This window comes from Streptomyces phaeofaciens (genome assembly GCF_014648915.1).
GTDB classification, from domain to species: domain Bacteria; phylum Actinomycetota; class Actinomycetes; order Streptomycetales; family Streptomycetaceae; genus Streptomyces; species Streptomyces phaeofaciens.
The window spans coordinates 80,556-104,453 of the sequence record NZ_BMSA01000017.1 but is presented as its reverse complement, the minus strand read 5'-3'; the positions used below and the strand labels follow the sequence as shown (position 1 = coordinate 104,453).

The 23,898-nt window shown below is 73.8% G+C and carries 21 protein-coding genes and 1 pseudogene; 6 read left to right on the top strand and 16 right to left on the bottom strand.

Going from position 1 to position 23,898, the window contains the following annotated elements:
* Positions 1–14: 14 nt before the first annotated feature.
* Positions 15–1,706 carry a DUF885 domain-containing protein gene (locus IE275_RS26610; protein WP_189713939.1) on the bottom strand — a complete coding sequence of 564 codons (1,692 nt, stop codon included), beginning with the start codon at positions 1,704–1,706 and terminating at the stop codon, positions 15–17.
* A 33-nt stretch (positions 1,707–1,739) separates the two neighbouring features.
* A complete protein-coding gene (locus IE275_RS26605; protein ID WP_189713938.1) occupies positions 1,740–2,231 on the bottom strand; it encodes an Lrp/AsnC family transcriptional regulator in 492 nt (163 codons plus the stop codon).
* A 60-nt stretch (positions 2,232–2,291) separates the two neighbouring features.
* On the opposite strand from IE275_RS26605, the gene IE275_RS26600 reads away from it, so the two are divergent.
* Complete coding sequence (locus IE275_RS26600) at positions 2,292–3,476, top strand: trans-sulfuration enzyme family protein (RefSeq protein ID WP_189713937.1); 1,185 nt, start codon at positions 2,292–2,294, stop codon at positions 3,474–3,476.
* Between the two features lie 119 nt (positions 3,477–3,595).
* Here the strand turns inward: IE275_RS26600 and IE275_RS26595 are convergent, their stop codons facing one another.
* The 3 genes from IE275_RS26595 to pdxR form a co-directional block, all read right to left on the bottom strand.
* Positions 3,596–5,002 carry a GNAT family N-acetyltransferase gene (locus tag IE275_RS26595; RefSeq protein ID WP_373299285.1) on the bottom strand — a complete coding sequence of 469 codons (1,407 nt, stop codon included), beginning with the start codon at positions 5,000–5,002 and terminating at the stop codon, positions 3,596–3,598.
* A 221-nt stretch (positions 5,003–5,223) separates the two neighbouring features.
* Positions 5,224–6,798, bottom strand: coding sequence for an alkaline phosphatase D family protein (locus IE275_RS26590; protein WP_189713936.1), 1,575 nt, complete (start codon positions 6,796–6,798; stop codon positions 5,224–5,226).
* A 121-nt stretch (positions 6,799–6,919) separates the two neighbouring features.
* On the bottom strand, positions 6,920–8,416 hold the full coding sequence (gene pdxR, locus IE275_RS26585; RefSeq protein WP_189713935.1) for a MocR-like pyridoxine biosynthesis transcription factor PdxR: 1,497 nt from the start codon (positions 8,414–8,416) through the stop codon (positions 6,920–6,922).
* Here pdxR and IE275_RS26580 point away from each other — a divergent pair.
* A pseudogene (locus tag IE275_RS26580) lies at positions 8,407–9,249 on the top strand (DMT family transporter); the annotation flags it as partial. The gene pdxR and the pseudogene IE275_RS26580 sit on opposite strands and share 10 nt — an antisense overlap.
* A 183-nt stretch (positions 9,250–9,432) precedes the next feature.
* Here the strand turns inward: IE275_RS26580 and IE275_RS26575 are convergent.
* Positions 9,433–10,263, bottom strand: coding sequence for an alpha/beta fold hydrolase (locus tag IE275_RS26575; RefSeq protein ID WP_189713934.1), 831 nt, complete (start codon positions 10,261–10,263; stop codon positions 9,433–9,435).
* A 315-nt stretch (positions 10,264–10,578) separates the two neighbouring features.
* On the opposite strand from IE275_RS26575, the gene IE275_RS26570 reads away from it, so the two are divergent.
* A complete protein-coding gene (locus IE275_RS26570; protein ID WP_189713933.1) occupies positions 10,579–11,340 on the top strand; it encodes a GntR family transcriptional regulator in 762 nt (253 codons plus the stop codon).
* 77 nt (positions 11,341–11,417) lie between these two features.
* Here IE275_RS26570 and IE275_RS26565 read toward each other — a convergent pair whose 3' ends face one another.
* The 3 genes from IE275_RS26565 to IE275_RS26555 form a co-directional block, all read right to left on the bottom strand.
* Positions 11,418–12,590, bottom strand: a complete 1,173-nt coding sequence (locus IE275_RS26565; RefSeq protein ID WP_189713932.1) for an ROK family transcriptional regulator — start codon at positions 12,588–12,590, stop codon at positions 11,418–11,420.
* A gap of 98 nt (positions 12,591–12,688) precedes the next feature.
* Entirely contained in the window at positions 12,689–13,351 is a 663-nt protein-coding gene (locus tag IE275_RS26560; RefSeq protein ID WP_189713931.1) for a response regulator, read from the bottom strand.
* 14 nt (positions 13,352–13,365) lie between these two features.
* On the bottom strand, positions 13,366–14,529 hold the full coding sequence (locus tag IE275_RS26555; protein WP_189714049.1) for a sensor histidine kinase: 1,164 nt from the start codon (positions 14,527–14,529) through the stop codon (positions 13,366–13,368).
* A gap of 117 nt (positions 14,530–14,646) precedes the next feature.
* Between IE275_RS26555 and IE275_RS26550 the strand changes: the two genes are divergently transcribed.
* The 3 genes from IE275_RS26550 to IE275_RS26540 all read left to right on the top strand — a co-directional run bounded on the left by IE275_RS26550 (position 14,647) and on the right by IE275_RS26540 (position 16,806).
* Positions 14,647–15,567 carry an ABC transporter ATP-binding protein gene (locus IE275_RS26550; RefSeq protein WP_189713930.1) on the top strand — a complete coding sequence of 307 codons (921 nt, stop codon included), beginning with the start codon at positions 14,647–14,649 and terminating at the stop codon, positions 15,565–15,567.
* 1 nt (position 15,568) lies between these two features.
* Positions 15,569–16,294: an ABC transporter permease gene (locus IE275_RS26545; protein WP_189713929.1), complete on the top strand. Its 726-nt coding sequence runs from the start codon at positions 15,569–15,571 to the stop codon at positions 16,292–16,294.
* Positions 16,295–16,362: 68 nt separating this feature from the next.
* The gene (locus IE275_RS26540; protein WP_189713928.1) at positions 16,363–16,806 is read left to right on the top strand and encodes a hypothetical protein; all 444 of its coding nucleotides are present in this window, start codon (positions 16,363–16,365) and stop codon (positions 16,804–16,806) included.
* A 60-nt stretch (positions 16,807–16,866) separates the two neighbouring features.
* On the opposite strand, the gene mug is transcribed toward IE275_RS26540, so the two are convergent.
* The 7 genes from mug to IE275_RS26505 form a co-directional block, all read right to left on the bottom strand.
* Entirely contained in the window at positions 16,867–17,412 is a 546-nt protein-coding gene (gene mug, locus IE275_RS26535) for a G/U mismatch-specific DNA glycosylase (RefSeq protein ID WP_189714048.1), read from the bottom strand.
* Entirely contained in the window at positions 17,409–18,851 is a 1,443-nt protein-coding gene (gene purB / locus IE275_RS26530) for an adenylosuccinate lyase (RefSeq protein WP_189713927.1), read from the bottom strand. Before purB ends, mug begins: the two co-directional genes overlap by 4 nt.
* 151 nt (positions 18,852–19,002) lie before the next feature.
* Complete coding sequence (locus IE275_RS26525; RefSeq protein WP_189713926.1) at positions 19,003–19,785, bottom strand: SGNH/GDSL hydrolase family protein; 783 nt, start codon at positions 19,783–19,785, stop codon at positions 19,003–19,005.
* A gap of 158 nt (positions 19,786–19,943) precedes the next feature.
* Positions 19,944–20,957, bottom strand: coding sequence for a hemolysin family protein (locus IE275_RS26520; RefSeq protein WP_189713925.1), 1,014 nt, complete (start codon positions 20,955–20,957; stop codon positions 19,944–19,946).
* The gene (locus tag IE275_RS26515; protein ID WP_189713924.1) at positions 20,954–22,288 is read right to left on the bottom strand and encodes a hemolysin family protein; all 1,335 of its coding nucleotides are present in this window, start codon (positions 22,286–22,288) and stop codon (positions 20,954–20,956) included. Before IE275_RS26515 ends, IE275_RS26520 begins: the two co-directional genes overlap by 4 nt.
* A gap of 174 nt (positions 22,289–22,462) precedes the next feature.
* Positions 22,463–22,888 (bottom strand): GNAT family N-acetyltransferase, encoded by a 426-nt coding sequence (locus IE275_RS26510; RefSeq protein ID WP_189713923.1) that lies wholly within the window; start codon positions 22,886–22,888, stop codon positions 22,463–22,465.
* Between the two features lie 108 nt (positions 22,889–22,996).
* Positions 22,997–23,887, bottom strand: a complete 891-nt coding sequence (locus IE275_RS26505) for an LLM class F420-dependent oxidoreductase (RefSeq protein WP_189713922.1) — start codon at positions 23,885–23,887, stop codon at positions 22,997–22,999.
* Between the last annotated feature and the right edge of the window lie 11 nt (positions 23,888–23,898).

The following is a 23,898-nucleotide window of genomic DNA, read 5'->3' as shown; positions in this document are numbered from 1 at the left end:
GCGCCGCCCTGGGATCAGAGCTGTGCCAGCTCGTCCACCAGGTCGTCCAGGCCCAGCGAACCCTGCGAAAGGGCCGCCATGTGCCAGGCCTTGAGGTCGAAGGCGTCGCCGTGGCGCTCGCGGGCCTTCTCCCGGCCCAGCAGCCAAGCCCGTTCACCGAGCTTGTAGCCGATCGCCTGACCGGGGATGCTCAGGTAGCGGGTCAGCTCGCTCTCCACGAAGTCCGCCGGCCGGCTGCTGTGCGAGCCGAAGAACTCCTGCGCCAGCTCTGGGGTCCAGCGCTCGCCGGCGTGGAACGGCGAGTCCGCCGGGATCTCCAGCTCCAGATGCATGCCGATGTCGACGATGACCCGGACCGCCCGCATCATCTGCGCGTCCAGATAGCCGAGCCGCTGCTCCGCGTCCGTGAGGAAGCCCAGCTCGTCCATCAGGCGCTCCGCGTACAGCGCCCAGCCCTCCGCGTTGGCGCTGACCCCGCCCACGGTGGCCTGGTAGCGGGAGAGGTTCCCGGCGACGTGCGCCCACTGCGCGAGCTGGAGATGGTGACCGGGGACGCCCTCGTGGTACCAGGTCGAGACGAGGTCGTAGACCGGGAAGCGGGTCTTCCCCATGGTCGGCAGCCAGGTGCGGCCCGGCCGGGAGAAGTCCTCCGTCGGAGGCGTGTAGTACGGGGCCGCCGCGCTGCCCGCGGGGGCGATCCGCGACTCCACCTTCCGTACCCGCTCGGCGAGTTCGAAGTGGGTGCCGTCGAGCGTCTCGATCGCCTGGTCCATCAGGCCCTGGAGCCAGTCGCGGACCTCGTCGACGCCCTCGATGTGCCGGCCGTGCTCGTCGAGGTGCGCGAGCGCCACCCAGGGCGTGGCCGCGCCGGGCAGGACCTTCTCGGCCTCCTCGCGCATCTCGCCGAGCAGCCGGTGGTACTCCGCCCAGCCGTACGCGTACGCCTCGTCCAGGTCGAGGTCGGTGCCGTTGAAGTAGCGCGACCAGCGGGCGTACCGCTCCCGGCCGACGGTGTCCGGCGCGTCCTGGACGGTCGGCGCGTACACGTCCCGCACCCAGTCCCGCAGCTCCACCACGGCGGCGGTCGCCGCGCGGGCCGCGTCGTCCAGCTCGGCGCGCAGCGCGTCCGGGCCCGGGGCGACGAAGTCCTCGAACCAGCCGCGGCCCGCCCCGTCCGTGTCCGACCACTCGGTGAGCTGTTTGACGAACGTGGCGGTCGGGCGGGGCGCCGCGTACAGCTTGCGCTCCAGGCCGAGCGCCAGGGACTCCCGGTAGCCCGCCAGTGCCGCCGGCACCGCGCGCAGCCGCTCGGCGATCGCCGCCCAGTCCGCGTCGGTCTGCGTGGGCGTCACGGTGAACACCTCGCGCACATGGTGGGCCGGCGTGGACATGTTGCCGACCGAGCGCAGCCCCTCGTCGGCGTCGTGCACGGCGAGTTCCGCGGTGAGACGCTCACGCAGCAGGCGCGCGCACCGGCGCTCGATGTCACTCTCCGCGCCGGGCCGCCGTTCGGCCTCGGCCAGCTTCGCCAGGGTGTCCCGCGCGAGCCGCGCGAGCGCCGCCTGGCCCGCGGGAGAGTAGTCGGGCAGCCGGCCGGAACTCTCCGGCGCGCCGAGGAAGGTACCGGTGACCGGGTCGAGGGCGATGAGGTCGTCGACGTACGCGTCGGCGACCTCGCGGGGCAGCGGGCTGTTGGTCTGTGACATGGACACCATCCTCGTACGACGGGACGGCGCACGTCATGGCGTTTGTCCGGAAGGCGCGGGTGGCAGCATCGGGCCGCACTCCCACTGCTGGAAGATCAGCCGGGTCTCCACCCGGGCCACCTCGCGCCGGGACGTGAACTCGTCGAGCACCAGCCGTTGCAGATCCGCCATGTCCGCGACCGCCACATGCACCAGATAGTCGTCGGGCCCGGTGAGATGGAACACGCTCAGTGCCTCCGGCATCGCCCGGATGCGCTCCACGAACGGCCCCACCAGCTCCCGCCGATGCGGCCTGACCTGCACCGACAGCAGCGCCTGGAGGCCTCGGCCGAGCTTGGCCGGATCCAGTCGCAGCTGATGCCCGAGGATCACCCCGGAGCGGCGCAGCCGGGTCACCCGGTCCAGGCAGGTGGACGGGGCGACGCCGACCTGCGCCGCCAGGTCGCGGTACGTGGTCCGGGCGTCGTTCTGCAACAGTCGCAGCAGCTGGAGGTCCACCGGGTCCAGTGCGACAGATTCGGCCATCGGCCGAACGTAGCACGGTGTTCGATTCGTGAGACCCGTTCGGTGTTCACCCTGCCGTCCATGGACACAGCCGCAGTGAGCATCCCCGCGTACGACGAGGTACGTGCGTCCGTCACCCCCCGTGCCCTGGCCACCGAGGCCGTGCACGCCGGACGGGACGACCTGGCCCGGCAGGGTCTGCACGCCCCGCCGATCGACCTGTCCACCACGTACCCGTCCTACGACAGCCGCGCCGAGGCCGCCCGGATCGACGCGTTCGCCGCGACCGGCGCCGAACCGGAGGGGCCGCCCGTCTACGGCCGGCTGGGCAATCCGACGGTCGCCCGCTTCGAGACCGCCCTCGCCCGGCTGGAGGGCACCGAGAGCGCGGTCGCGTTCGCCAGCGGGATGGCGGCACTGAGCGCGGTCCTCCTGGCGCGCGCCTCGACGGGCCTGCGGCACGTCGTCGCCGTACGGCCGCTGTACGGATGCAGCGACCATCTGCTGACGGCCGGGCTGCTGGGCTCGGAGGTCACCTGGACCGACCCGGCCGGGATCGCGGACGCGCTGCGCCCCGACACCGGTCTGGTGCTGGTCGAGTCGCCGGCGAACCCGACGCTCGCCGAGGTCGACCTGCGGGCGGTCGCCCACGCCTGCGGATCCGTGCCGCTGCTCGTCGACAACACCTTCGCCACCCCGGTGCTCCAGCGGCCCGCCGAGCAGGGCGCGCGGCTGGTGCTGCACAGCGCCACCAAGTACCTGGGCGGCCACGGGGACGTCCTGGCGGGCGTGGTGGCCTGCGACGAGGAGTTCGCCGGGCGGCTGCGGCAGGTGCGGTTCGCGACCGGCGGGGTGCTGCACCCGCTCGCCGGCTATCTGCTGCTGCGCGGCCTCGCGACGCTTCCGGTGCGGGTGCGGGCGGCGTCCGCGAACGCCGCCGAACTGGCCGGGCGGCTGGCCGCCGACCCGCGCGTGGCCCGTGTTCACTATCCGCGCATCGGCGGCGCGATGGTCGCCTTCGAGGTGCACGGCGACCCGCACGAGGTGATCGCGGGCGTCCGGCTGATCACCCCGGCGGTGAGCCTCGGCAGCGTCGACACCCTCATCCAGCACCCGGCGTCCATCAGCCATCGCATCGTGGACGCGGACGAGCGCCGGGGCGCCGGGGTGAGCGACCGGCTGCTGCGGCTGTCGGTGGGGCTGGAGGACGTCGAGGACCTCTGGCAGGACCTGACGGGGGCGCTCGGCGCGGCCGTCCGCGTATGAGAAGGGCCCGGCGGTCGCACCGCCGGGCCCTCGGGGCTGTTCCGTGTCATGACCGGTGGCCGTCCCGCCTCGGCCCCGGTGACTGTGCCGGGGCCGTCGGTCCGGATGGCCGTTCCGGGTCAGTCGCGGGCGATCCGCTCCCCGCCGACCGCGGAGTCGGCCCGCGCTCCGGGCCGGTCGAGCCGGGCGGTGATCACCAGGGTGCCCTCCTCGATCTGGTAGTCGAGGGGCAGGCCCAGGCCGCGCATGGCGGCGACCATGCCGGTGTTGGAGGACTGCGTCACCGCGTACACGCTCTCGCAGCCCGCCTCGACGGCCATCGCGACCAGCCGGCCGAGAAGCTCGGCGCCGATCCCGCGCCGCTGCCACTCGTCCTCGACGAGCAGCGCGACCTCCGTCTCGTCGCCGTCCCAGAGGAGGTGACCCAGGCCGACGATCCGGCCGGACGGCGTCTGCACCGCGAGGGTGCGGCCGAAGCGGGGGCTGAGCAGGTGGTTGAGGTAGCGGTCGGCGTCCCCGACGGGGCCGTGGTAGCGCATGCCGAGGGTGCGTGTCGAGCACCGCTCGTGCATCTCGCGGGCCGCCACCAGATCGCCGGTGTCGGCCCGGCGCACGGTGATGTCGTTGCCCTCGGGCAGCGTCAGCACGTCCTGGCCGCGCGGCACCCGGGAGCCGAGCCGGGCGTCCAGCTCCACCAGGGCACGCGCGCGGGCGAACTCGGTCGGGGTGAACGGCAGATACGGCCGCTCCACGGTGATCACTCCGCCTTCCGGCGCCCGCAGGCGCATCACGGTGTCCTCCAGCACTCCCTCCACGGGCACCCCGGCCGGACCCCGCCCGCCGCCCACGGGCTTGGCCGGCAGCGAGCGGATCGTGCACCGGCCCAGCAACTGGCGCAGCGCCAGCGGAAGTTCCGCCGCGTCCAGGGCGGTGCGGGTGGCCAGGCCCAGGACCCGGGTCGGGGCGTCCACCAGGTCGTGGGCGTCGGCCCGCTCGATCCAGGTGCTCGACCCGCCCGCCTGCGCCACGGCCCGGGTGATCTCGGCGGCCCCGAGCGCACCGGGGGCGCGCAGCAGGAACTCGTCGACCGTGTCCGCGCCGAGCGGGTGCGTCTGGAGGCTGAGGATGTCCACCCGCTGGCCGGCCAGTGCCGTGCACAGCGCGGCCAGTGCCCCGGGTTCGTCCTTCACCGTGGTCCGCATCCGCCACAGCGTGCTCTCGCCGGTGACACCGGCCGGCAGTGCGGACGGCCCGGCCTGCTCCTCGGGGGAGGGCGGCCGGGCATCGGTATCACTCGTCGGGGGCGCGTGCCCGTGGCGGCGTGACCACCAGGTGTGGAAACCGGCCGTGGCGACCAGCGCGGCCGCGGAGCCCACCAGCAGTTCGGGGCCGTCGGGGCCGTGACCCACGAGGTTCGCCACCACGTCGGCCACCGCGACCGCCGTGAAGAGGGCGGCGAGCTCCACGAGGTCCCGCCGCCAGTGGTGCACGGGGCGCCTGTGTCCGGCGCGCGTCACATCAGTCATGTCTCGAGTCATGCAGCCACTGTGGAGGAATGGTGTTGCGTGATCACGAACGATTTGTGACTGGCGGGTAAAGGATACTTTTGTCCGGATTGTTAATTCTTCTACGGCGTTGCGCCCGGCGAGCCGCTCCCGGCGCCCCCACGATCGCACCGCGCACCGCGGCGCACCACGCACCGGGGGACGACGCCGGTGCGCGGCACACCGAGAAAAGGTGACGGGAGTTACTGGCCGACCTGCCCCGGCTGGAGCGTCTGCGTGAACAGCACGGTGCCGTCCTGCTCGCGCAGGCGGACCGTCAGCTCCCCGCTGTGGCCGTCGATGTCGACCTCGCCGAAGAACTGGTAGCCGCCCGCCGGGGAGACGTTGGCCGTGGTGGGCGCCTTGACGAAGACCCGGTCCGGGCCGAAGGTGCCGTCCAGCGCGCTCGCCGGGAACGCGCCCGCGTTGAGCGGCCCGGAGACGAACTCCCAGAACGGCGCGAAGTCCTTGAACGCGGCCCGCGACGGGTCGTAGTGCTGGGCCGAGGTGTGGTGGACGTCGGCCGTCAGCCACACCGTGCCGGTGATCCGGCGGTGCTTGACGAACCGCAGCAGCTCGGCGATCTGGAGCTCACGGCCGAGCGGCGCGCCCGGGTCGCCCTGCGCGACGGCCTCGATGTTCGGCCTGCCGTCCGTGGCGTCCGGCACGACCAGGCCGATCGGCATGTCGGCGGCGATCACCTTCCACACCGCCTGGGAGCGGGCCAGCTCCCGCTTGAGCCACTCCAGCTGCTCACGGCCGAGGATGCCCTGCCAGTCCGTGGTCTGGTCGTCCGGCGAGTTCGCGTTGCGGTAGGTGCGCATGTCCAGCACGAACACGTCCAGCAGCGGGCCGTGGTGGACCACCCGGTGGACGCGGCCGTCGGGGCGGCGCAGCGTCGAGATCGGGAAGTACTCCGAGAACGCCTGCCGGGCGCGGGCGGCGAGGACGTCGATGCTCTTCTCGGTGTAGCGGGTGTCCGCGAAGATCTCGCCGGGGTACCAGTTGTTGGTGACCTCGTGGTCGTCCCACTGGATGATGGAGGGGACCTGGGCGTTGAACGCCTTCAGGTTCTCGTCCAGCAGGTTGTAGCGGAAGTTGCCGCGGAACTCCGCGAGGGTCTCGGCGACCTTCGCCTTCTCCTCGGTGGTGATGTTCCGCCAGGTCCGCCCGTCGGGCAGGGCGACGGTCTCGGCGAGCGGGCCGTCGGCGTAGATGTTGTCGCCGCTGCACAGGAAGAAGTCGGGGTCGAGCGCGCCCATCGCGTCGTAGATGCGGTAGCCGCCCAGCTCCGGGTTGATGCCCCAGCCCTGCCCGGCCAGGTCGCCGGACCACACGAATCGCACGCCGTCGCGGCGTTTGCGGGACGCCGTGCGGAAGGTGCCGGTCACCGGCTCGCCGGTGCGGCGCGGGTCGTCCGGGTCGGCCAGCGTCACGCGGTAGTGGATCTGCTCGCCGGACGGCAGCCCGTGCAGCCTGGTCGTGCCGGTGAAGTCGGTGCCCGCGCCGAGCAGCGGCCCCTGGAAGCGGCGGGCGCCCCGGAACGACTCCGTCGCCGCGGCCTCGACGATCATCCGGGCGGGCCGGTCGGAGCGCACCCACACCAGCCCCGAGTCCGTGGTGACGTCCCCGGTCTGCACGCCCCAGCCGGCCCTGGGCCGCCCGGACAGGGCGAGCGCGGGAGCCGCGCCGGCGGCGACGGGCAGGGTCAGGGCCGCGGACGCGGCGAGCGAGCCGCGCAGCACGCCGCGGCGACCGGGGAGCGGACGGTGTGACATGACAGAGGCCTCCTGGGACGAGAACCGGCCGGTGTGCACCGTCAGACCTACTGGTGCGCCACGGCGCGCACGCAAACCGCAAGTGAACAACTCCCCGTGGCCGCAAGGGCGGTGCGCCGCGTCAACGCGCGCGAGCCGCCCGTGCCATCACCCGTACGCCGTCCCGGATCCGGCCGGGCGGCACATGCGCGTACCCCAGGACAAGCCGCACCCCGTCCCCGTCCCCGCCCGGCTCTCCGGCGGCCCCACCACCGCCTTGGCCTTCGCCTTCGCTCTCGCCGGTAGGCGCGTGTGCGTACTCCGTCAGCGCCCGCACCCGTACCCCGGCCGACGCCGTCCGCGCCAGGAACTCCTCCTGCGGCCCGTACCGCCCCGGAAGCTCCGCGATGACGTGCAGCCCCGCCGCGATCCCCGACACCCGCACCCCCGGGAAGTGCTCCCGGAGCGCGTCCACGAGGGTGTCCCGCCGCTCCCGGTACGCCCGTTGGCAGCGGCGCAACTGGCGGTCGTAGTCCCCGCGTTCCACGAACCGCGCGAACAGCGCCTGGTCCAGCGCCGGATGACCGAGGTCCATGGTCCGCTTGCGTTCCACGACCTCCTCCGCCAGCGCCTGGGGGATCAGCAGCCAGCCGAGCCGCAGCCCCGGTGCCAGCGACTTGCTGACCGACCCGGTGTAGGCAACCCGCTCCGGGTCCAGGCCCTGGAGCGCGCCCACCGGAGCCCGGTCGTAGCGGAAGTCACCGTCGTAGTCGTCCTCCAGCACGAAACCGTCCACCGACCGCGCCCAGTCCAGCAGCTCGGTGCGCCGCCGTGCCGAGTAGGCGATCCCGGTCGGGAACTGGTGCGCCGGAGTCACCACCAGCGCCCGCACCCCGGACGCCCGCAACGGCCCGAGCGCCAGCCCCTCCCCGTCCAGCGGCAGGGGTACGGGGGTGACGCCCGCCGCCGTGTACAGGGCGCCGTGCCGGGGGCTCCCGGGATCCTCCACACCGACCGTGTCCCACCCGCGGGCCCGGATCGCCAGCCCCAGCAGTGCCGTCGCCTGGGCGACCCCGGAGACGATCACCAGCCGCTCCGGGTCGGCGACCACACCCCGGCGGCGGGCGAGCAGCGCGGCCAGCGCGGTCCGCAGCCGGGGCAGTCCGCGCGGGTCGGGGTAGCCCAGCCCGGTGTGCGGCAACTCCGCCAGCACACCACGCTGCGCGGCGGCCCAGGCCGCGCGCGGGAACAGCGCCAGGTCCGGCGTGCCCGGCACGAAGTCGACCGCCGCGTCCGTCGCACCCGGGGCGAGGTCACGCGCGGCGCGTGCCGGTGCCGCCCGCACCGCACCGCCCACCCAGGTACCGGCACCCCGGCCGCTGCGCAGATACCCCTCCGCGGTCAGCTGCTCGTACGCCTCCGTGACCAGCCCGCGCGACACCCCCAGGTCGGCGGCGAGATCCCGGCTCGACGGCAGCCGGGTGTCCGGCGCGAGCCGCCCCGAGCGCACCGCCTCCCGCAGCGCGGCCTGCAACGCCCGCCCCCGCGCGCGGGCGGGCGCCGAGACGGCCGGCAGCAGCACCTCCCACGCGGCCGACGGAGCGGCCCGCCCGTCCTGATTGGTCCCCGATGACGTCATGGAAGTGGACCTTAGACCGGGCCGCCGCGCTGCCTAGCGTCACCGTCATGAACGCCACCACCACGCGCGGATGCCTGCTCGCCGCGCTCGCCTGCGTCCTCGTCGGAGCGTCCTTCACCGCCAACAGCGTCCTCGGCGCCTACCCGTACGCGGGCGGGCAGTTCCTGCGCTACGCCCTCGCCTGTCTGCTGCTCGTCCCCCTGGCCGGGGCGGGGGCCCTGGACCGGCTGAGCGCGCTCACCGCCCGTCAGTGGGCGCGGCTCGCGCTGCTCGCGGCGGTCGGGATGGTCGGCTTCAACCTGGCCGTCCTGGCCGCCGAACGCTCCGCGGAACCCGCCGTACCGGGAGTCTTCGTGGGCTGCGCGCCGGTGGTCGTGGCGGTCCTCGTCCCGCTCCTGGAGGGGCGCCGGCCCCGGCGCACGGTCCTGTTCGGGGCGTCGTTCGTCGCGGTGGGCGCCTTCACGGTGCAGGGGTGGGGGCGGACCGACGGGGCGGGTCTCGCCTGCTCCGGGTGCGCGCTCGCCGGAGAGGCCGGCTTCGCGCTGCTCGCGGTGCCCGTGTTGCGGCCCCTCGGGCCCCGGCTGCTCTCGGCCACGGTCTGCGGTCTCGCCGCCGCCGAATCCGCCGCCGTGGGCCTGGTGGCCGACGGCGGGGACTGGCTGCGGCGGCCGGACGCCGGGGAGGCGGCCGCGCTGCTGTGGCAGGCGGCGGTGGTCACCGTCGTGGGCTTCGTGTGCTGGTACATGGGCATGCAGCGGATCGGCGCGGAACGCGCCACCCTCTTCTCCGGCCTGATCCCCGTCGCCGCCGCGTGCACCGCTCCGCTCGTCGGCACGGGCGCCTACGGCCCCGCGCAGGCCGTGGGGAGCGCGCTGGTGGGGGCCGGTGTGGCGTGGGGCGCGACGACGGGGACCAGGCGGCCGACGGGGGTCAAGGTGTCGACGGGGACCCAGGGGCCGACGGGGACCAAGGGGCCGACGGGATTCGAGGTGCCCGCGTCCGCCCCCGGCGATCCCTCAGCGGCTCCCGTCGAGGATCACGCGTGCGACGAGCGCCGGGTCGTCGTTCATGGGGCAGTGGCCGCAGCCGGGCAGCCGTACCAGGCGGGCGCGGGGGATGACCTGCTTGGCGCGGACGCCCTGGCGGCGTACGAGCAGCCAGTCGCGGGTGCCCCAGCCGACGGTGACCGGGATCCCCGGGACGTCGTCGGTGAACAGCACGGAGCCGCCGGCCCGCAGGGTCTGGTCGAACCCGGTGGCCTGGGCAAGGGCCAGCGTCTCGGCGACCACGGCCTCGGGTGAACGGCGGGCCGGACGGGCGTAGATGGTGCTGGTGAGGGCCGTCCGGCCGGCCGCCGAGCGGGCCAGCCGCTCGACGAGCGGCAGCGGCATCCGCCGGGAGATCCGGCGCATGGTCAGCAGGATGCCGAAGGCGTACCGCCGTTCGGCCTCGGACCAGAACCCGGCCGGGGAGAGCGCGGTGACGGACCGTGCGCGCTTCTCGCGGCCCAGCTCCAGGGCGAGCAGGCCGCCCAGGGAGTTGCCGGCCACGTGCGGGCGGTCCAGCTCCAGCGCCTCGCAGAAGGCGCCGAACACGGCGGTCGTGGTCGGCAGGTCGTAGTTCAGCCCGTCCGGGAGGGCGGGGGACGCGCCGAAGCCGGGCAGGTCCACGGCGATCACGTCGCGTTCGGTGGCGAGGATGTCCACTATGGGGTCCCAGGCCTGCCGGTGGTGGCCGATGCCGTGCAGCAGGAGCAGCGGTTCACCGCTGCCCACGCGCGCGTAGGAGACCGTGACGGTCTGCGGGCCGCTGGGGGTGGGCACCGGGAAGGAGACGGTGGCGGTCATGCGGGAGCTCCTCGTCTGGACTGGCGGACGGACGCCGTAGACAGCTTGTCAGCAATTGCTACTGCCGGGTAGCCCCATGGGGGTCACCCGGCCTTCTCCTTTCGCGACGGGAACTTTGCCGCGACGTCACGAAACCGGGCCCGTGCGAACGCCCCGTGAAACCTCCGCTTCCGGGCGTCCGGTGGCCTCCGGAGGGATCGAGGATTGGTCTTGACCAAGGGTGGGGGCCGCCCTATGGTCGCTGAGAAGTACAACAACCTTTAATAAACAAGGGCGCGAAAACGCCGCGGGACCACGGCGATTGCGGAGGACAGGGTGGGGACCACGCAACTGGAATCGGTACCGGAACCGAAGTACTGGCATCTCAAGACCGTGCTCAGCGAGGCGCTCGACTCCGAGTTCACGGTCGGCGAGATCCTGCCGAACGAGCGTGAGCTGGCCGCCCGCTTCGGCGTCGCCCGCGCGACGCTCCGTCAGGCCCTGGAGCAGCTGGAGCTGGAGGGCCGGCTCCAGCGCCGCCGCGGCGTCGGTACGACCGTCGCGCCGCCCCGCATGGGTGTCGCCGTCGGCACCGGCGAGCAGGCCTGGCCCGGCGGGGGCGACGACGCCTGGCAGGCCGTGGACAGCGCGGTCGCGGCCCCGCCGGCGGCCGTCGCCGCGGCCCTGGAGACCGCGCGCGAGGAGACCGTGCACATCGTGCGCCGCTCGCGGGTCTCGCAGGGCCAGCCGGTCGCCGCCGAACTGCTCTACGTGCCGCACACCTCGGTGCCCGACCTCTCCGCGATCGACGCCCCGTCCCAGGCCGCACGCGCGCGTGCCGTGCTGCGCGAGCTCCAGCGCCTGGAGCTCGACCGCCAGGACCGCGCCGTGGAGCTGGGCTCGGCCCGCGCGGACGACGCCAGGGAACTCGACCGGCTGCCCGGCGCGCCCGTCCTCGTCGTCACCACCCGCTTCTTCGCGGGCGGCCGCACGGCCGCGCTCTCGGTGGCGACCTATCGCGCTGACACGTGCCGCCTGACGTTCGGCGCGGCCGGCGGGGTGGAGATACACCACGGGCCGGAACGCCGCGCGTCCTGAACGCCGTCCAACCGGCATCCCCTCGACGACACGTCACCCCGACCGCGCCCCGGAGCCTCTCCGGGGCGCGGCGTGCGTCATGGACGGCCCACCGCGCCGCGGCCCGTCACCGTCCCCTCCACCGCGAACAGCTGCTCCTCCACATGGTCGAGGGCCAGCCGCAGCGCGCCCGTCGCCACCACCGCCTCACCGAGCAGCGACAGTGCCACCTTCGGCGGCCGCAGACAGTACCGCGCCAACTCCCGCCGCAGCGGCTCCAGCACACCGTCGAGACCGGCCGCCCAGCCGCCGATGACGACGAGTTCCGGGTCCAGGGCCAGCACCAGCGCCGCCACGTCGTGGACGAGCCGCTGAAGGAAGCGGTCCACGGCCGCCCGGGCCCGCTGGTCGCCCTCGCGGGCCTTCGCGAACACCTCGGCCACGGCCTGCTCGTCCAGCGGGTGCAGCGGCTCGTCCGTGGTGGACAGCAGCGTCTCCGGGGTCACCTCACGGCCCAGCAGGTGCAGCGCGCCGATCTCCCCGGCCGCCCCGCCGTACCCCCGGTGCAGCCGCCCGCCGATCAGCGAGCCGGCACCCGGGCTCAGCCCGGCCAGGACGAACACCACGTCGTCGGACTCGGTGGCGCAGCCCTTCCAGTGCTCGGCCACGGCCGCCGCGTTGGCGTCGTTCTCCACCAGCACCGGGCACTTGAAGGAACGGCTCAGGCGTTCACCCAGCCGCAGCCCCGTCCACTCCGGCAGCGCGGTGCCCAGCCGTATCGTCCCGTCCGCCTCGACGATCCCCGGGGTCGCGACCCCCACGGCCCGCAGGGAGCTGCGCGGCACACCCGCCCGGCGCAGCAGTTCGGCGACCGCGGTGCGCAGCCGCTCCAGCCGCTCGTCCGCCGGCGCCGACTCGTCGACGTCCTTGGCCTGCGCGCCCAGCACCCGGCCGTCCAGGTCGGCCAGCAGCGCGGCCACCCGGTGCGGCCCGATCTCCAGGCCCAGCAGATGACCGGCCTCGGCCCGGAACCGGAACCGCCGCGCGGGCCGCCCCTGCCGCCGGGCGACACTCTCGTCGGCCGCCTTCTCGACGACGAGTCCGGCCGTTATCAGGTCCTCGACCACTCCCTCGACGGTCGGCCGGGACAGTCCCGTCACCCGGGTGATCTCCGTCAGCGTCGCGCAGTCCGCGGCACGCAGAGCGTGCAGCACCACCGCGGAGTTGATCCTTCGCAGCAGCGAGGGGTCCCCGCCGGTCAGCCGCCCCAACGTCCTTCCTCCCAGCTCGTGCGCGTGTTGGGCGGATCGTACTCGGCCCGGCGCACCCCGGCGAGTGCGGAATCGCACAGGCCGCCGCCCGCGGCGGCTCAGCCCGGCGCCACGAACCCCGACTCGTACGCCGTGATCACCGCCTGAGTGCGGTCCCGCGCCCCGAGCTTCGCCAGCACCCCGCTCACATGCGACTTGACGGTCTCCGTGCCCACCACGAGCCGCGCGGCGATCTCCGCGTTGGACAGCCCGCGCGCCATCAGCCGCAGCACCTCCGCCTCCCGTTCGGTCAGCCGGGCCCGCTCCAGCGTGTCCCGGGCGGCGCGATTGCCGCCCCCGTCGCCGTACTCGGCCGCCAGCCGCCGCACCGACGCCGGGAACAGCAGCGACTCGCCCTCCGCGACCAGCCGCACCGCGTGCACGATCTCGGCGGGCCGGGCCCGCTTCAGCAGGAATCCGTCCGCGCCCGCGCGCAGCGCCTCGTACACGTACTCGTCGTTCTCGAAGGTCGTCACGACGAGGATCCTGGGCGGCCCGTCCACCATCCGCAGCACCGCGCGCGTGGCCTCGATGCCGTCCATCAGCGGCATCCGTACGTCCATGGCGACCACGTCGGGCCGCAGCCGGCGCACCAGCGGGATCACCGCCGCCCCGTCCGCCGCCTCACCGACGACCTCGATGTCGGGCTGTGCCTCCAGCACGGCCCGCAACCCCGCGCGGACCAGGGGTTCGTCGTCGACGAGCAGTACGGTCACCGGCATCCGGCCAGCGTAGATCAGCGCAGCGGCAGCTCCACACGCACCCGCCAGTCCCCTTCGTGCGGTCCCGTGTGCGCGTGGCCGCCGAGCAGGGCCGCGCGCTCGCGTATCCCGCGCAGACCGCTGCCCCGGCCGGGCCCGGGTATCCCGACGGTCAGCGGATTGCGGACCTCCAGGCCGAGCGATCCACCGCCGACCTCGACGCGCACCCTGACCGGGACGGCGCCCGCGTGCCGCAGCACGTTCGTCAGCGACTCCTGGAGGATGCGGTACCCCTCGCGGGACAGCGGACCCGGAAGGGTCTCCAGCGGCCCGGCCAGATCCGCGTCGACCTTCGCCCCGGAGGCGCGGGCGGACTCCAGGAGCCGGTCGGCGTCGGCAAGCGTCGGCCGGCCGCTCACCGGCCGCCCCGACTCGCGCAGCACGCCCAGCACCCGCTCCAGGTCCTCCAGGGCGGCCCGGCCCGTCTCCTCGATCGCGTCCAGCGCCCTGTCGGTGAACGCGGGATCGCGCGCCGCGCGCGCGGCACCGGCCTGCACCACCGCGACGGTCAGCGCGTGGCCGATCGAGTCGTGCAGCTCGCGGGCGATCCGGTTGCGCTCCAGGAGTTGTTCGGTGCGCTCCTCCAGCGCGGCGAGCCGCTCCGTGGGGGAGGGACCCAGCAGGTGCCGGGCGACGACCGTGATCAGCTTCCCGGCGGCGACCACGACGGCCGCCAGCGCGACCAGGGGGAGGGGCGCCAGCAGCGCGTACCACCAGTGGTGGCCCGGAACCTGGACGAACGTGGCGGGGTCGGGGCCGCCGCCCCGGGCCGTGCGCACCAGGTCGTCGGTGAGCATGGGAAGATGGACGGTGAGGAAGGCGACCGCACCGCCCAGGAACAGCCGCGTCTGGAGCCAGAGGACGGTGCGGCCCCGGTCGCCCCAGGTGACCGCCGGCGTCACCACGATCCCCGTGTCCGGCCCGTCGTGCCGCTGCCCGGTCAGCAGCAGCCGCGCCTGGAGGCCCTCCACGACCCGCATCGCGGGCACGAGCCCGGCCAGGGCCAGCAGGAGGGCCGCCAGGTACATCCGGGTGTTGTCGATGAGGTACCACACGGCGGGCCACACGACGGCCATGAACAGATGCAGCCACCGTGTGTACGTCACCGCCCGGGTGAACGGGCGGATCATGCGGATCATGCGGACCATGCAGCCATCGTGCCAGCCGCCACCGACAACGGACCTCCCCCGCACGGGGGAGACGATCTCCACCGGCGGGGGAGGTCCCGGCCCCCGCCCGGCGGCCATGCTCCTGCCATGACCAGCATCGAAGTCCGCGATCTCACCAAGGAGTACGGCACCCGGCGAGCCGTGGACGACCTCACCTTCGACGTCCTCCCCGGCCGTGTCACCGGCTTCCTCGGCCCCAACGGCGCAGGGAAGTCCACCACCATGCGGCTGGTGCTCGGCCTCGACCGGCCGACCTCCGGCTCCGCCACCCTCGGCGGCCACGCCTACGCCACCCTCCGCGAACCCCTGCGGCACGTCGGCGCCCTGCTCGACGCGCAGGCCGCGCACGGCTCCCGTACCGCCCGTGACCATCTGCGGACCCTGGCCGCCAGCAACCGGCTACCGCAGCGCCGGGCCGACGAGGTGCTGGAGGAGACCGGTCTCGCGGCGGTCGCCCGCCGCCGGGTGCGGACGTACTCGCTGGGCATGCGTCAGCGGCTGGGCATCGCGGCCGCCCTGCTCGGCGATCCCGGGGTGGTCATGCTGGACGAGCCCTCCAACGGTCTGGACCCGGAGGGCATCATCTGGATCCGGCGGCTGCTGCGCCGGCTCGCGGGGGAGGGGCGCACGGTGCTGGTCTCCAGCCACCTCATGAACGAGACCGCGTCCTTCGCCGACCACCTGGTGGTCCTGGGCCGGGGACGCCTGCTGGCCGACACCCCGATGCGGGAGTTCATCCACGCGCGCGTGCGGCCCCGGGTACGGATCCGCACCACCGACCCGGCCGCGCTGACGAGCGCCCTCGCACGCGGCGGCCACGACGCCGTGGAGCACGAGGCGGGGCACTGGACCGTGGAGCACGCGCGGGTGGACGACATCGGACGGCTGGTGTCCGCCGCCGGTGTGCCCGTCCTCGAACTGTCCTCGGAGGAGGCCACGCTGGAACAGGCCTACCTCGATCTGACGTCCACCGAGACCGAGTTCACCGCCCAGCCGCAGGAGGCCTGACATGTCGTTCGCACCCGTCCTGCACTCCGAGTGGCTGAAGATCCGCACCCTCCGCTCGCTTCCCGGCACGCTGTTGGCGCTGTTCGCGGCCACCACGGCGTTCTCCGCGATCGCCGGCGGCTCCGAGACGTCCGACCCGGAGTTCGACCCCCTGTTCATGGCGCTCTCCGGAGTCATGCCCGGCCAGATCGCCGCCGTCTCCTTCGGCGCGACGGCGGTGTCCTCGGAGTTCCACGGCGGCGCGCTGCGGCTCTCGCTCGCCGCTGTCCCGCGCCGGGGCCGGTGGTTCGCGGCCAAGGCGACCGCCATCGCCCTGCCGGTGCTGGCCGTCGGCCTGGTCACCGCCCTCGCGGCTCTCGTCGCCGCGCGCGCCGGCCTCGGCGACGCGGCGAACGGCCTCACCTCGGGCGAGCAGGTGCGCGGGGTCGTGGGCTGCGGGATCTACCTCACGCTGATGGCGCTGCTCGCGGCCGGCCTCACGGCCCTGCTGCGCAGCGGGGCGGGCGCGCTGTCCGTGCTGATCCCGTTCGTCCTCGTCGTGTCGTTCGTGATCGGCGACACCGCCGGCGGCGCCACCGACTTCCTGCCCGACCGGGCGGGCCAGGTGGTGCTGTACGAGACGTACGACGGATCGTTGGGCCCGTGGTCCGGACTGGCCGTGACCGCGCTGTGGACGGCCGCCGCGCTGCTCGCCGGGGCATGGAGCCTGCGGCGCCGGGACGCCTGAGCCACCGGGACGCCGCCGAGCCCCTGACACCACGCCAATTGTCAGTGGCGGCCGGTTTACTGGAACGCATGGACATCGCGCGCTGCCTCGCCACCGTCGACCTGCTGTGCTCCCGGGACTTCCCCCGGGAGCACGGCGGCACGGACGCGGGGCAGGGCGGTCCCGGGTATCTCGTCGCCGCCTTAGAGACCAGCGACGACTTCTGGGACGACGACGGCACACGGCGGGAGGAGACGGAGGACCAGTACGAGGCCGACCGGGACGGCCTGAGGGAGCGGCTGACCGACCGCTGGGGCCCGCCGCACCACATCAGCCTCGCCCGCACCCTGGAGCGCTCGATGGACGGCGAGGACATACCCCGGCCCTGGGCCTGGCTCAGCCAGCACGTCCCGGACGTCCATCTGTGGCGGCATCCGGGCTCGGCACGCTGGGTCGCCCTGGGCGTCTCCCAGTGGGACAGGGAACTGCCCTTCGAACTCCTCGCGCTGGTCACGGAGATCGACCCGCCCTGACCCGGATCCTGACCCGACCCGGATCCTGCTGACCCGGACCCGGACCCGGACCCGGAACCACTACTCCTCGGCCGCCACCCGCAGTCGCGCGTACTCCCGCGCCATCGTCTCCGCCGTCCAGTGCGCGTTCAGCCCGCTGGGGTTCGGCAGCACCCATACGCGCGTGTCCCCGATGACCCGCTCCTGCGGCCCCACCCCGGCCTTCCGCTCGTCGAACGCGGCCCGGTAGGCGGTCACGCCCACCACGGCCAGCCAGTGCGGCCTCAGCCCGCGCACCTTCTCCGCCAGCAGCAGCCCGCCCTCGCGGTACTCCTCGGCGCTCAGTTCGTCGGCCCGCGCGGTCGCCCGCGCCACCACATTGGTGATGCCGAGCCCGTACGACAGCAGTTCGCCCTGCTCCGACGGCTTCAGCAGTCTCGGGGTGAATCCGGAGAGGTGCAGCACCGGCCAGAAGCGGTTGCCCGGGCGGGCGAAGTGATGGCCGGTCGCGGCCGTCATCAGCCCCGGGTTGATCCCGCAGAACAGCACACGCAGACCGCCCGCGACGACGTCCGGTACGAGACGGTCGCGGGCGGCCTCCAGCTCCGCCTGGGTGAAGCGCGTCAGAGGATCGCCCCGGGGGTGTAACCGGCCGCCTCCGGGCGCTGCTTCACGATCTCCTCGATCCGGCCGACGACCGTGGCGACCTGCGCGGCCGCCGCGCCCGTGAAGGACAGCTTGTCCGCCATCAGCGCGTCCAGCTCGGCGCGGTCGAGCGGCAGCCGCTCGTCGGCGGCCAGCTTGTCCAGCAGTTCGTTGCGCTCGGCACCCCGCTCACGCATGGCCAGCGCGGAGGCGACCGCGTTCTCCTTGATCGCCTCGTGCGCGACCTCACGGCCCACACCGGCGCGCACCGCGCCCATCAGTACCTTGGTGGTGGCGAGGAACGGCAGATAGCGGTCCAACTCGCGGGCGACGACGGCCGGGAAGGCGCCGAACTCGTCGAGCACCGTCAGGAACGTCTCCAGCAGACCGTCGAGCGCGAAGAACGCGTCGGGAAGGGCCACCCGGCGCACCACCGAGCAGGACACGTCGCCCTCGTTCCACTGGTCGCCCGCCAGCTCGCCGGTCATCGACGCGTACCCGCGCAGGATGACCATGAGCCCGTTGACGCGCTCGCAGGAGCGGGTGTTCATCTTGTGCGGCATCGCGGACGAACCGACCTGGCCCGGCTTGAAGCCCTCGGTGACCAGCTCGTGCCCGGCCATCAGCCGGATCGTCTTCGCCAGCGAGGACGGCGCCCCCGCCAGCTGCACCAGCGCGGTGACGACCTCGTAGTCCAGCGAGCGCGGGTAGACCTGGCCGACCGAGGTGAAGGCCTGCGAGAAGCCCAGGTGGTCGGCGATCCGCTGTTCCAGGTCGGCCAGCTTGTCCGCGTCGCCGCCCAGCAGGTCGAGCATGTCCTGCGCGGTGCCGACCGGGCCCTTGATGCCGCGCAGCGGGTAGCGGCCGAGGAGCTCCTCGACCCGGGCGTGGGCGACGAGCAGCTCGTCGGCGGCGGTCGCGAAACGCTTGCCGAGGGTGGTGGCCTGGGCGGCCACGTTGTGGGAGCGGCCGGCCATGACCAGCTCGCCGTACTCGCCGGCCAGCTTGCCGAGGCGCGCGAGCACCGCCACCGTACGGTCGCGGACCAGCTCCAGCGACAGCCGGATCTGGAGCTGCTCGACGTTCTCCGTGAGGTCGCGGGACGTCATGCCCTTGTGGACCTGCTCGTGCCCGGCGAGGTCGTTGAACTCCTCGATCCGCGCCTTGACGTCGTGCCGCGTGACCTTCTCGCGTTCGGCGATGGAGGCCAGGTCGACGGTGTCCAGGACGCGCTCGTAATCGGCGATCGCCGCGTCCGGCACCTCGATCCCCAGGTCCTTCTGGGCCCGCAGCACGGCGAGCCAGAGCTGACGCTCCAGTTTCACCTTCTGCTCGGGGGACCAGAGCGTGGCGAGCTCGGTGGAGGCGTAGCGTCCGGCGAGGACGTTCGGGATACGGGGCTTGGCGGGCGCAGAAGTCACGTGACCGGATTCTACTGGCGAATCGTGCAGGTCGGCGCCGCGGGGCATTCGGCGGAAACTACGAGACGCGGCACACAGTCGCCCGCCCGCAGCGCCGAGCCGCAGGCCCACCCGCCCGCACCGCCGACCCGCAGGCCCCCACACCCGCCCGCTACTCCGCGGGCCCCTCGTACGGCAGCAGCTCCGGCCGCTTCGCCGGGCGGCCGTCGCCCGAGGAGCGGCCCGTCAGCCGGCGGCCGATCCACGGCAGCAGGTACTGCCGGGCGAACCGCACGTCCTCGACCCGCCGGGTGCCCCAGCCGGGCGGCGGTGTCACGGGCATCGGCGTGCGCCACTCGGGGTCCTCGGGCGGGTGGCCGAGGCTCTGCCAGACCGCCTCGGCGACCCGCCGGTGCCCCTCGGCGGTGAGGTGCAGCCGGTCGACGTCCCACAGCCGGGGGTCGGAGAGCGACGGGGCGGCGTACAGGTCCACGACCAGCGCCCCGTGCCGGGCGGCGAGGTCCTCGACGCAGGCGAACAGCTCCTCCATGCGCGGCCGGAACCGCTCCAGGACGGGGCCCTGCCGGCCCGGGCTGCGCATCAGCACCAGCTGCTTGCAGGAGGGGGCCAGGCGTTCCACGGCCTGCGTGAGCAGGTCCGTGACGCGGCCCATGTCGCACTTGGGGCGCAGGGTGTCGTTCAGACCGCCGACCAGGGTGATGACATCGGCGCCCATCGCGGCCGCCACGTCCACCTGCTCGTCGACGATCTGTCCGATCAGCTTGCCGCGCACCGCCAGATTGGCGTAGCGGAAGCCGGGGGTGCGGGCGGCCATCCGGGAGGCGAGGAGGTCCGCCCAGCCCCGGTAGGAGCCGTCGGGCAGCCGGTCCGACATGCCCTCGGTGAAGGAGTCGCCGACCGCGACCAGGCTGGTGTATCTGGGGTTCGTCTGCATGGCGACACAGATGGTAGCCCGAGGCCCATACCCGCCAGTCGGTCGGGCCACGCCACCCTGGCCCGGGCCACCGTACCCGGGCCACCGCACCCGGGCCCGGGCCACCGCACCCGGGCCCGGGCCACCGCACCCGGGCCCGGGCCACCGCCCGCCGGGGCCTACACCGGCTGCCCGAACAGCTCCCGCAGCACGTCCTCCATCGTCACCAGACCGGACAGCCGCCCGTCCGGGCCGAGCACGGCCGCCAGATGCGTACGGCTGCCCCGCATCGCGGTGAGCACGTCGTCCAGCGGTGTCGTCTCCCGCACCCGCGCGATGGGCCGCATGCCCCGCAGCTGGAACGGCTCGTCCCGCGGCGAGGCGTCCAGGGCGTCCTTCACATGCAGATATCCGACGATCCGGCGCCCCTCGTCCACCACCGGGAAGCGGGAGAACCCGGACTCGGCCGCCAGCCGCTCCAGCTCCTCCGGGGTGACGTCCACGCGCGCGTACACGACCCGCTCCAGCGGCAGGACGACGTCCCGCACCAGCCGCCGGCCCAGCTCCAGGGCGTCGTACAGCCGCTCCTTGGCGCGGTCGTCGATGAGCCCCGCCTCGCCGGCGTCCTTGACGATCTGGGCCAGCTGGGCGTCCGAGAAGGCCGCGGCGACCTCGTTCTTGGTCTCGATCCGCATCAGCTTCAGCACGGCGTTCGCGAAGGCGTTGATCGTGAAGATCACCGGGCGCAGCGCCCGGGACAGCGTGACCAGCGGCGGGCCCAGCAGCAGGGCGCTGCGCACCGGTTCCGCGAGCGCGATGTTCTTCGGCACCATCTCGCCGAGCAGCATGTGCAGATAGGTGGCGACCGCCAGCGCGATCACGAAGGACACCGCGTGACCCGCGCCCTCGGGCACGCCCAGCGCGTGGAACACCGGCTCCAGCAGATGCGCGATCGCCGGTTCCGCGACCACACCGAGGACCAGGGTGCACAGGGTGATGCCCAGCTGCGCGGCCGCCATCAGCGCCGACACGTGCTGGAGGCCCCACAGGACGCTCTTGGCGCGCCGGTCGCCCTGCTCGGCGTACGGCTCGATCTGGGCGCGGCGCACGGAGATCAGCGCGAACTCCGCGGCGACGAAGAACGCGTTGACGACCAGGGTCGCCAGCGCGACCAGTAGCTGTACCGCGGTCACCGGTCGACCCCTTCCGTGTGGTTGTCGTCGAGCGGCGCGTGCAGCAGCACGCGCGCGGCCCGGCGGCCGGACGCGTCCACCACGTCCATGCGCCAGCCGGCGACCTCGACGATGTCGCCGACGGCCGGTATGCGGCCCAGTTCGGTGGCGACCAGGCCGGCGAGCGTCTCGTACGGCCCGTCCGGCGCGTGCAGGCCCACCCGCGCGAGCTGGTCGGTGCGGGCGGAGCCGTCGGCCGAGTACAGGGCGCGGCCGTCGTCGTCCGTGCCCGCCGGGGCCAGGTCGGGCGTCTCGTGCGGGTCGTGCTCGTCGCGGACCTCGCCGACGACCTCCTCGACGATGTCCTCCAGCGTGGCCACGCCCGCCGTACCGCCGTACTCGTCGATGACGACGGCCATGGTGCGCTTGCCGGACAGCCGGTCGAGCAGCCGGTCCACGGTCAGCGACTCGGGGACGAGGAGCGGCTCGCGCATGATCTCCGAGACCTGCACCCGGGCGCGGCGCTCGGCGGGGATCGCCAGCGCGTCCTTGATGTGCGCGGTGCCGACGACGGCGTCCAGGGTGCCGCGGTGGACGGGGAAGCGGGACAGTCCGGTCGCCCGGGTGGCGTTCGCCACGTCCTCGCAGCTCGCCTGGGTGTCCAGGGAGATGACCTGGACGCGCGGGGTCATCACGTTCTCCGCGGTCAGGTCGGCCAGGTTCAGGGTGCGGACGAACAGCTCGGCGGTGTCGGCCTCCAGGGCGCCCTCCCGGGCGGAGTGGCGGGCCAGTGCCGCCAGCTCCTGGGGGCCGCGCGCGGCGGCCAGTTCCTCGGTGGGCTCCACGCCGAGGCGGCGCACGATGCGGTTCGCGGTGTTGTTGAGGTGGCTGATGAAGGGCCGGAAGGCGGCGCTGAACCAGCGCTGCGCGTTGCCCACCCCCTTGGCCACCGCCAGCGGCGAGGAGATCGCCCAGTTCTTGGGCACCAGCTCGCCGACGACCATCAGGAACACCGTCGACAGGGCGGTACCGAGGACCAGCGCCACCGAACTGGACGCGCCGCTGGACACGCCGGCCGACTCCAGCGGCCCGGCGATCAGCTTGGCGATCGACGGCTCGGCGAGCATGCCGACGACCAGGTTGGTGACGGTGATGCCGAGCTGGGCGCCGGAGAGCTGGAAGGTGAGGCTGCGGACGGCCTTGAGGGCGCCGGACGCGCCGCGTTCGCCGCGCTCCACCGCCCGCTCCAGTTCGCTGCGCTCGACCGTGGTCAGCGAGAACTCGGCGGCGACGAAGGCACCGCAGGCGAACGACAGCAGGACCGCCACCAGCAGCAGGAGCACTTCCGTCATCGGGTCACCTCCGTCCCATGGTCGGACAGGGTGGGGAGGAACGCGCGATGTCGCGTGCGGCTGCTACTGGGAGGCTCGCCCATGGGCGGACGCTCACACCTTTCATGACGGGACGGGGGACCGTACGGAACGTACGGCCCCCCTCATGGTAAAGGGTCGGCAAAGTGCGGTGGGTCAGTCGGTGAGCGGCTTCGTCCAGCGCCGCCACCGCTCCTCGGGCGCGTACCCCGCCGCGCGCCAGGCATGATGCGCCGTCTCGTTGCGGGTGAGCACCATGGCGTCCCCGCGACGCCCGCCCAGCCGGACGAAACGCTCCTCGGCGGCGGTGAGCAGCGCCGACCCGATGCCCCGGCGGCGGCGCTCCGGGTGGACCGCCAGCCGGTACAGATGACACCGCCAGCCGTCGAACCCGGCGATCACCGTGCCGACCAGCTCGCCGTCCAGCTCCGCGAGGATCAGCGCCTCGGGGTCGCGGGCCACCAGCCGCTCCACCCCGGCACGGTCGTCGCTGATGCTCGTGCCCTCGGCGGCGGCCTTCCAGAAGGCCAGCACGGTGTCCAGGTCGTCGGGCGCCGCGGCCCGTATACGCAGATCAGACATGCCGCGATCCCACCACGGAGGGTTCGCGCGGGTGCGGAATTCCAGTATCCGGACGGGCCGCAGGAGGGCACCGCGGGCCGGGGCGCGCACCCGGCCGGCCGTGCGTGGTCAGCGCCCCCGCAGGGCCGTCACGACGGGCGCGAACGCCTCCATGAACGGCTCCAGCACGGTCAGATAGGAGAACCCGTACCGCTCCCGCTGCGCCAGTACCTGCGCGGCGATCTCCTCCTCGGTGCCCACCAGCAGGATGGGCAGCTCCATCGCCTGCTCCAGCGTGAGGTCCGGTATCCGGTCCATCAGGCCGTGGACGGCCGCCTCCCGGTCGTCGGTGACGATCACCCAGTGGACCAGGAGGTTGAGTTCCGCCTCCTCCTTGCGGCCCCGGGCCAGCTCCCGGTACGTCGCCACCCGCTCGTCCATCCGCTCGGCCGAGATCGGGGCGAGCTGCCCCGAGGTGCTCCCCGGCACCAGGTAGCGGCCGGTGAACGAGGCGATGTCGGCGTGCTCGGCGGTCAGCCGCAGCATGCGGTCGCCGTTGGCGCCGATCAGGACCGGCACCCGCGGCTCCTGCACCGGCCGCGGCCGGAAGTCGTCCGAGCCGAGGAGCCGGTCCAGTTCCTCCACCGTCCGCAGCAGCCGGTCCACCCGCTCGCCGGGCGACCCCCACGGCAGCCCCGCCGCGTCGTGCTCCGCCCGTACGTACCCGGTGCCGAGCCCGAGTTCGAGCCGGCCGCCGGTCAGCGCGTCGGTGGTGGCCACCTCACGGGCGAGCAACGCGGGGTTCCAGAACCCCGCGTTGAGCACGGACGTGCCGAGCCGTGGCCGCTCGGTGGCCTCGGCGGCCGCGATCAGCGCGGGGAACGGCGCGGGCATTCCCAGATGGTCGGGGACCAGCAGCACGTCGTAACCGAGTGCCTCGGCCCGGCGGCACTTGGCGCGCCACTCGGCGGCGGGCGAGGGCTCGACCAGGTTGACCCCGAAACGGAACGGACGCGACATGAACTCTCCTC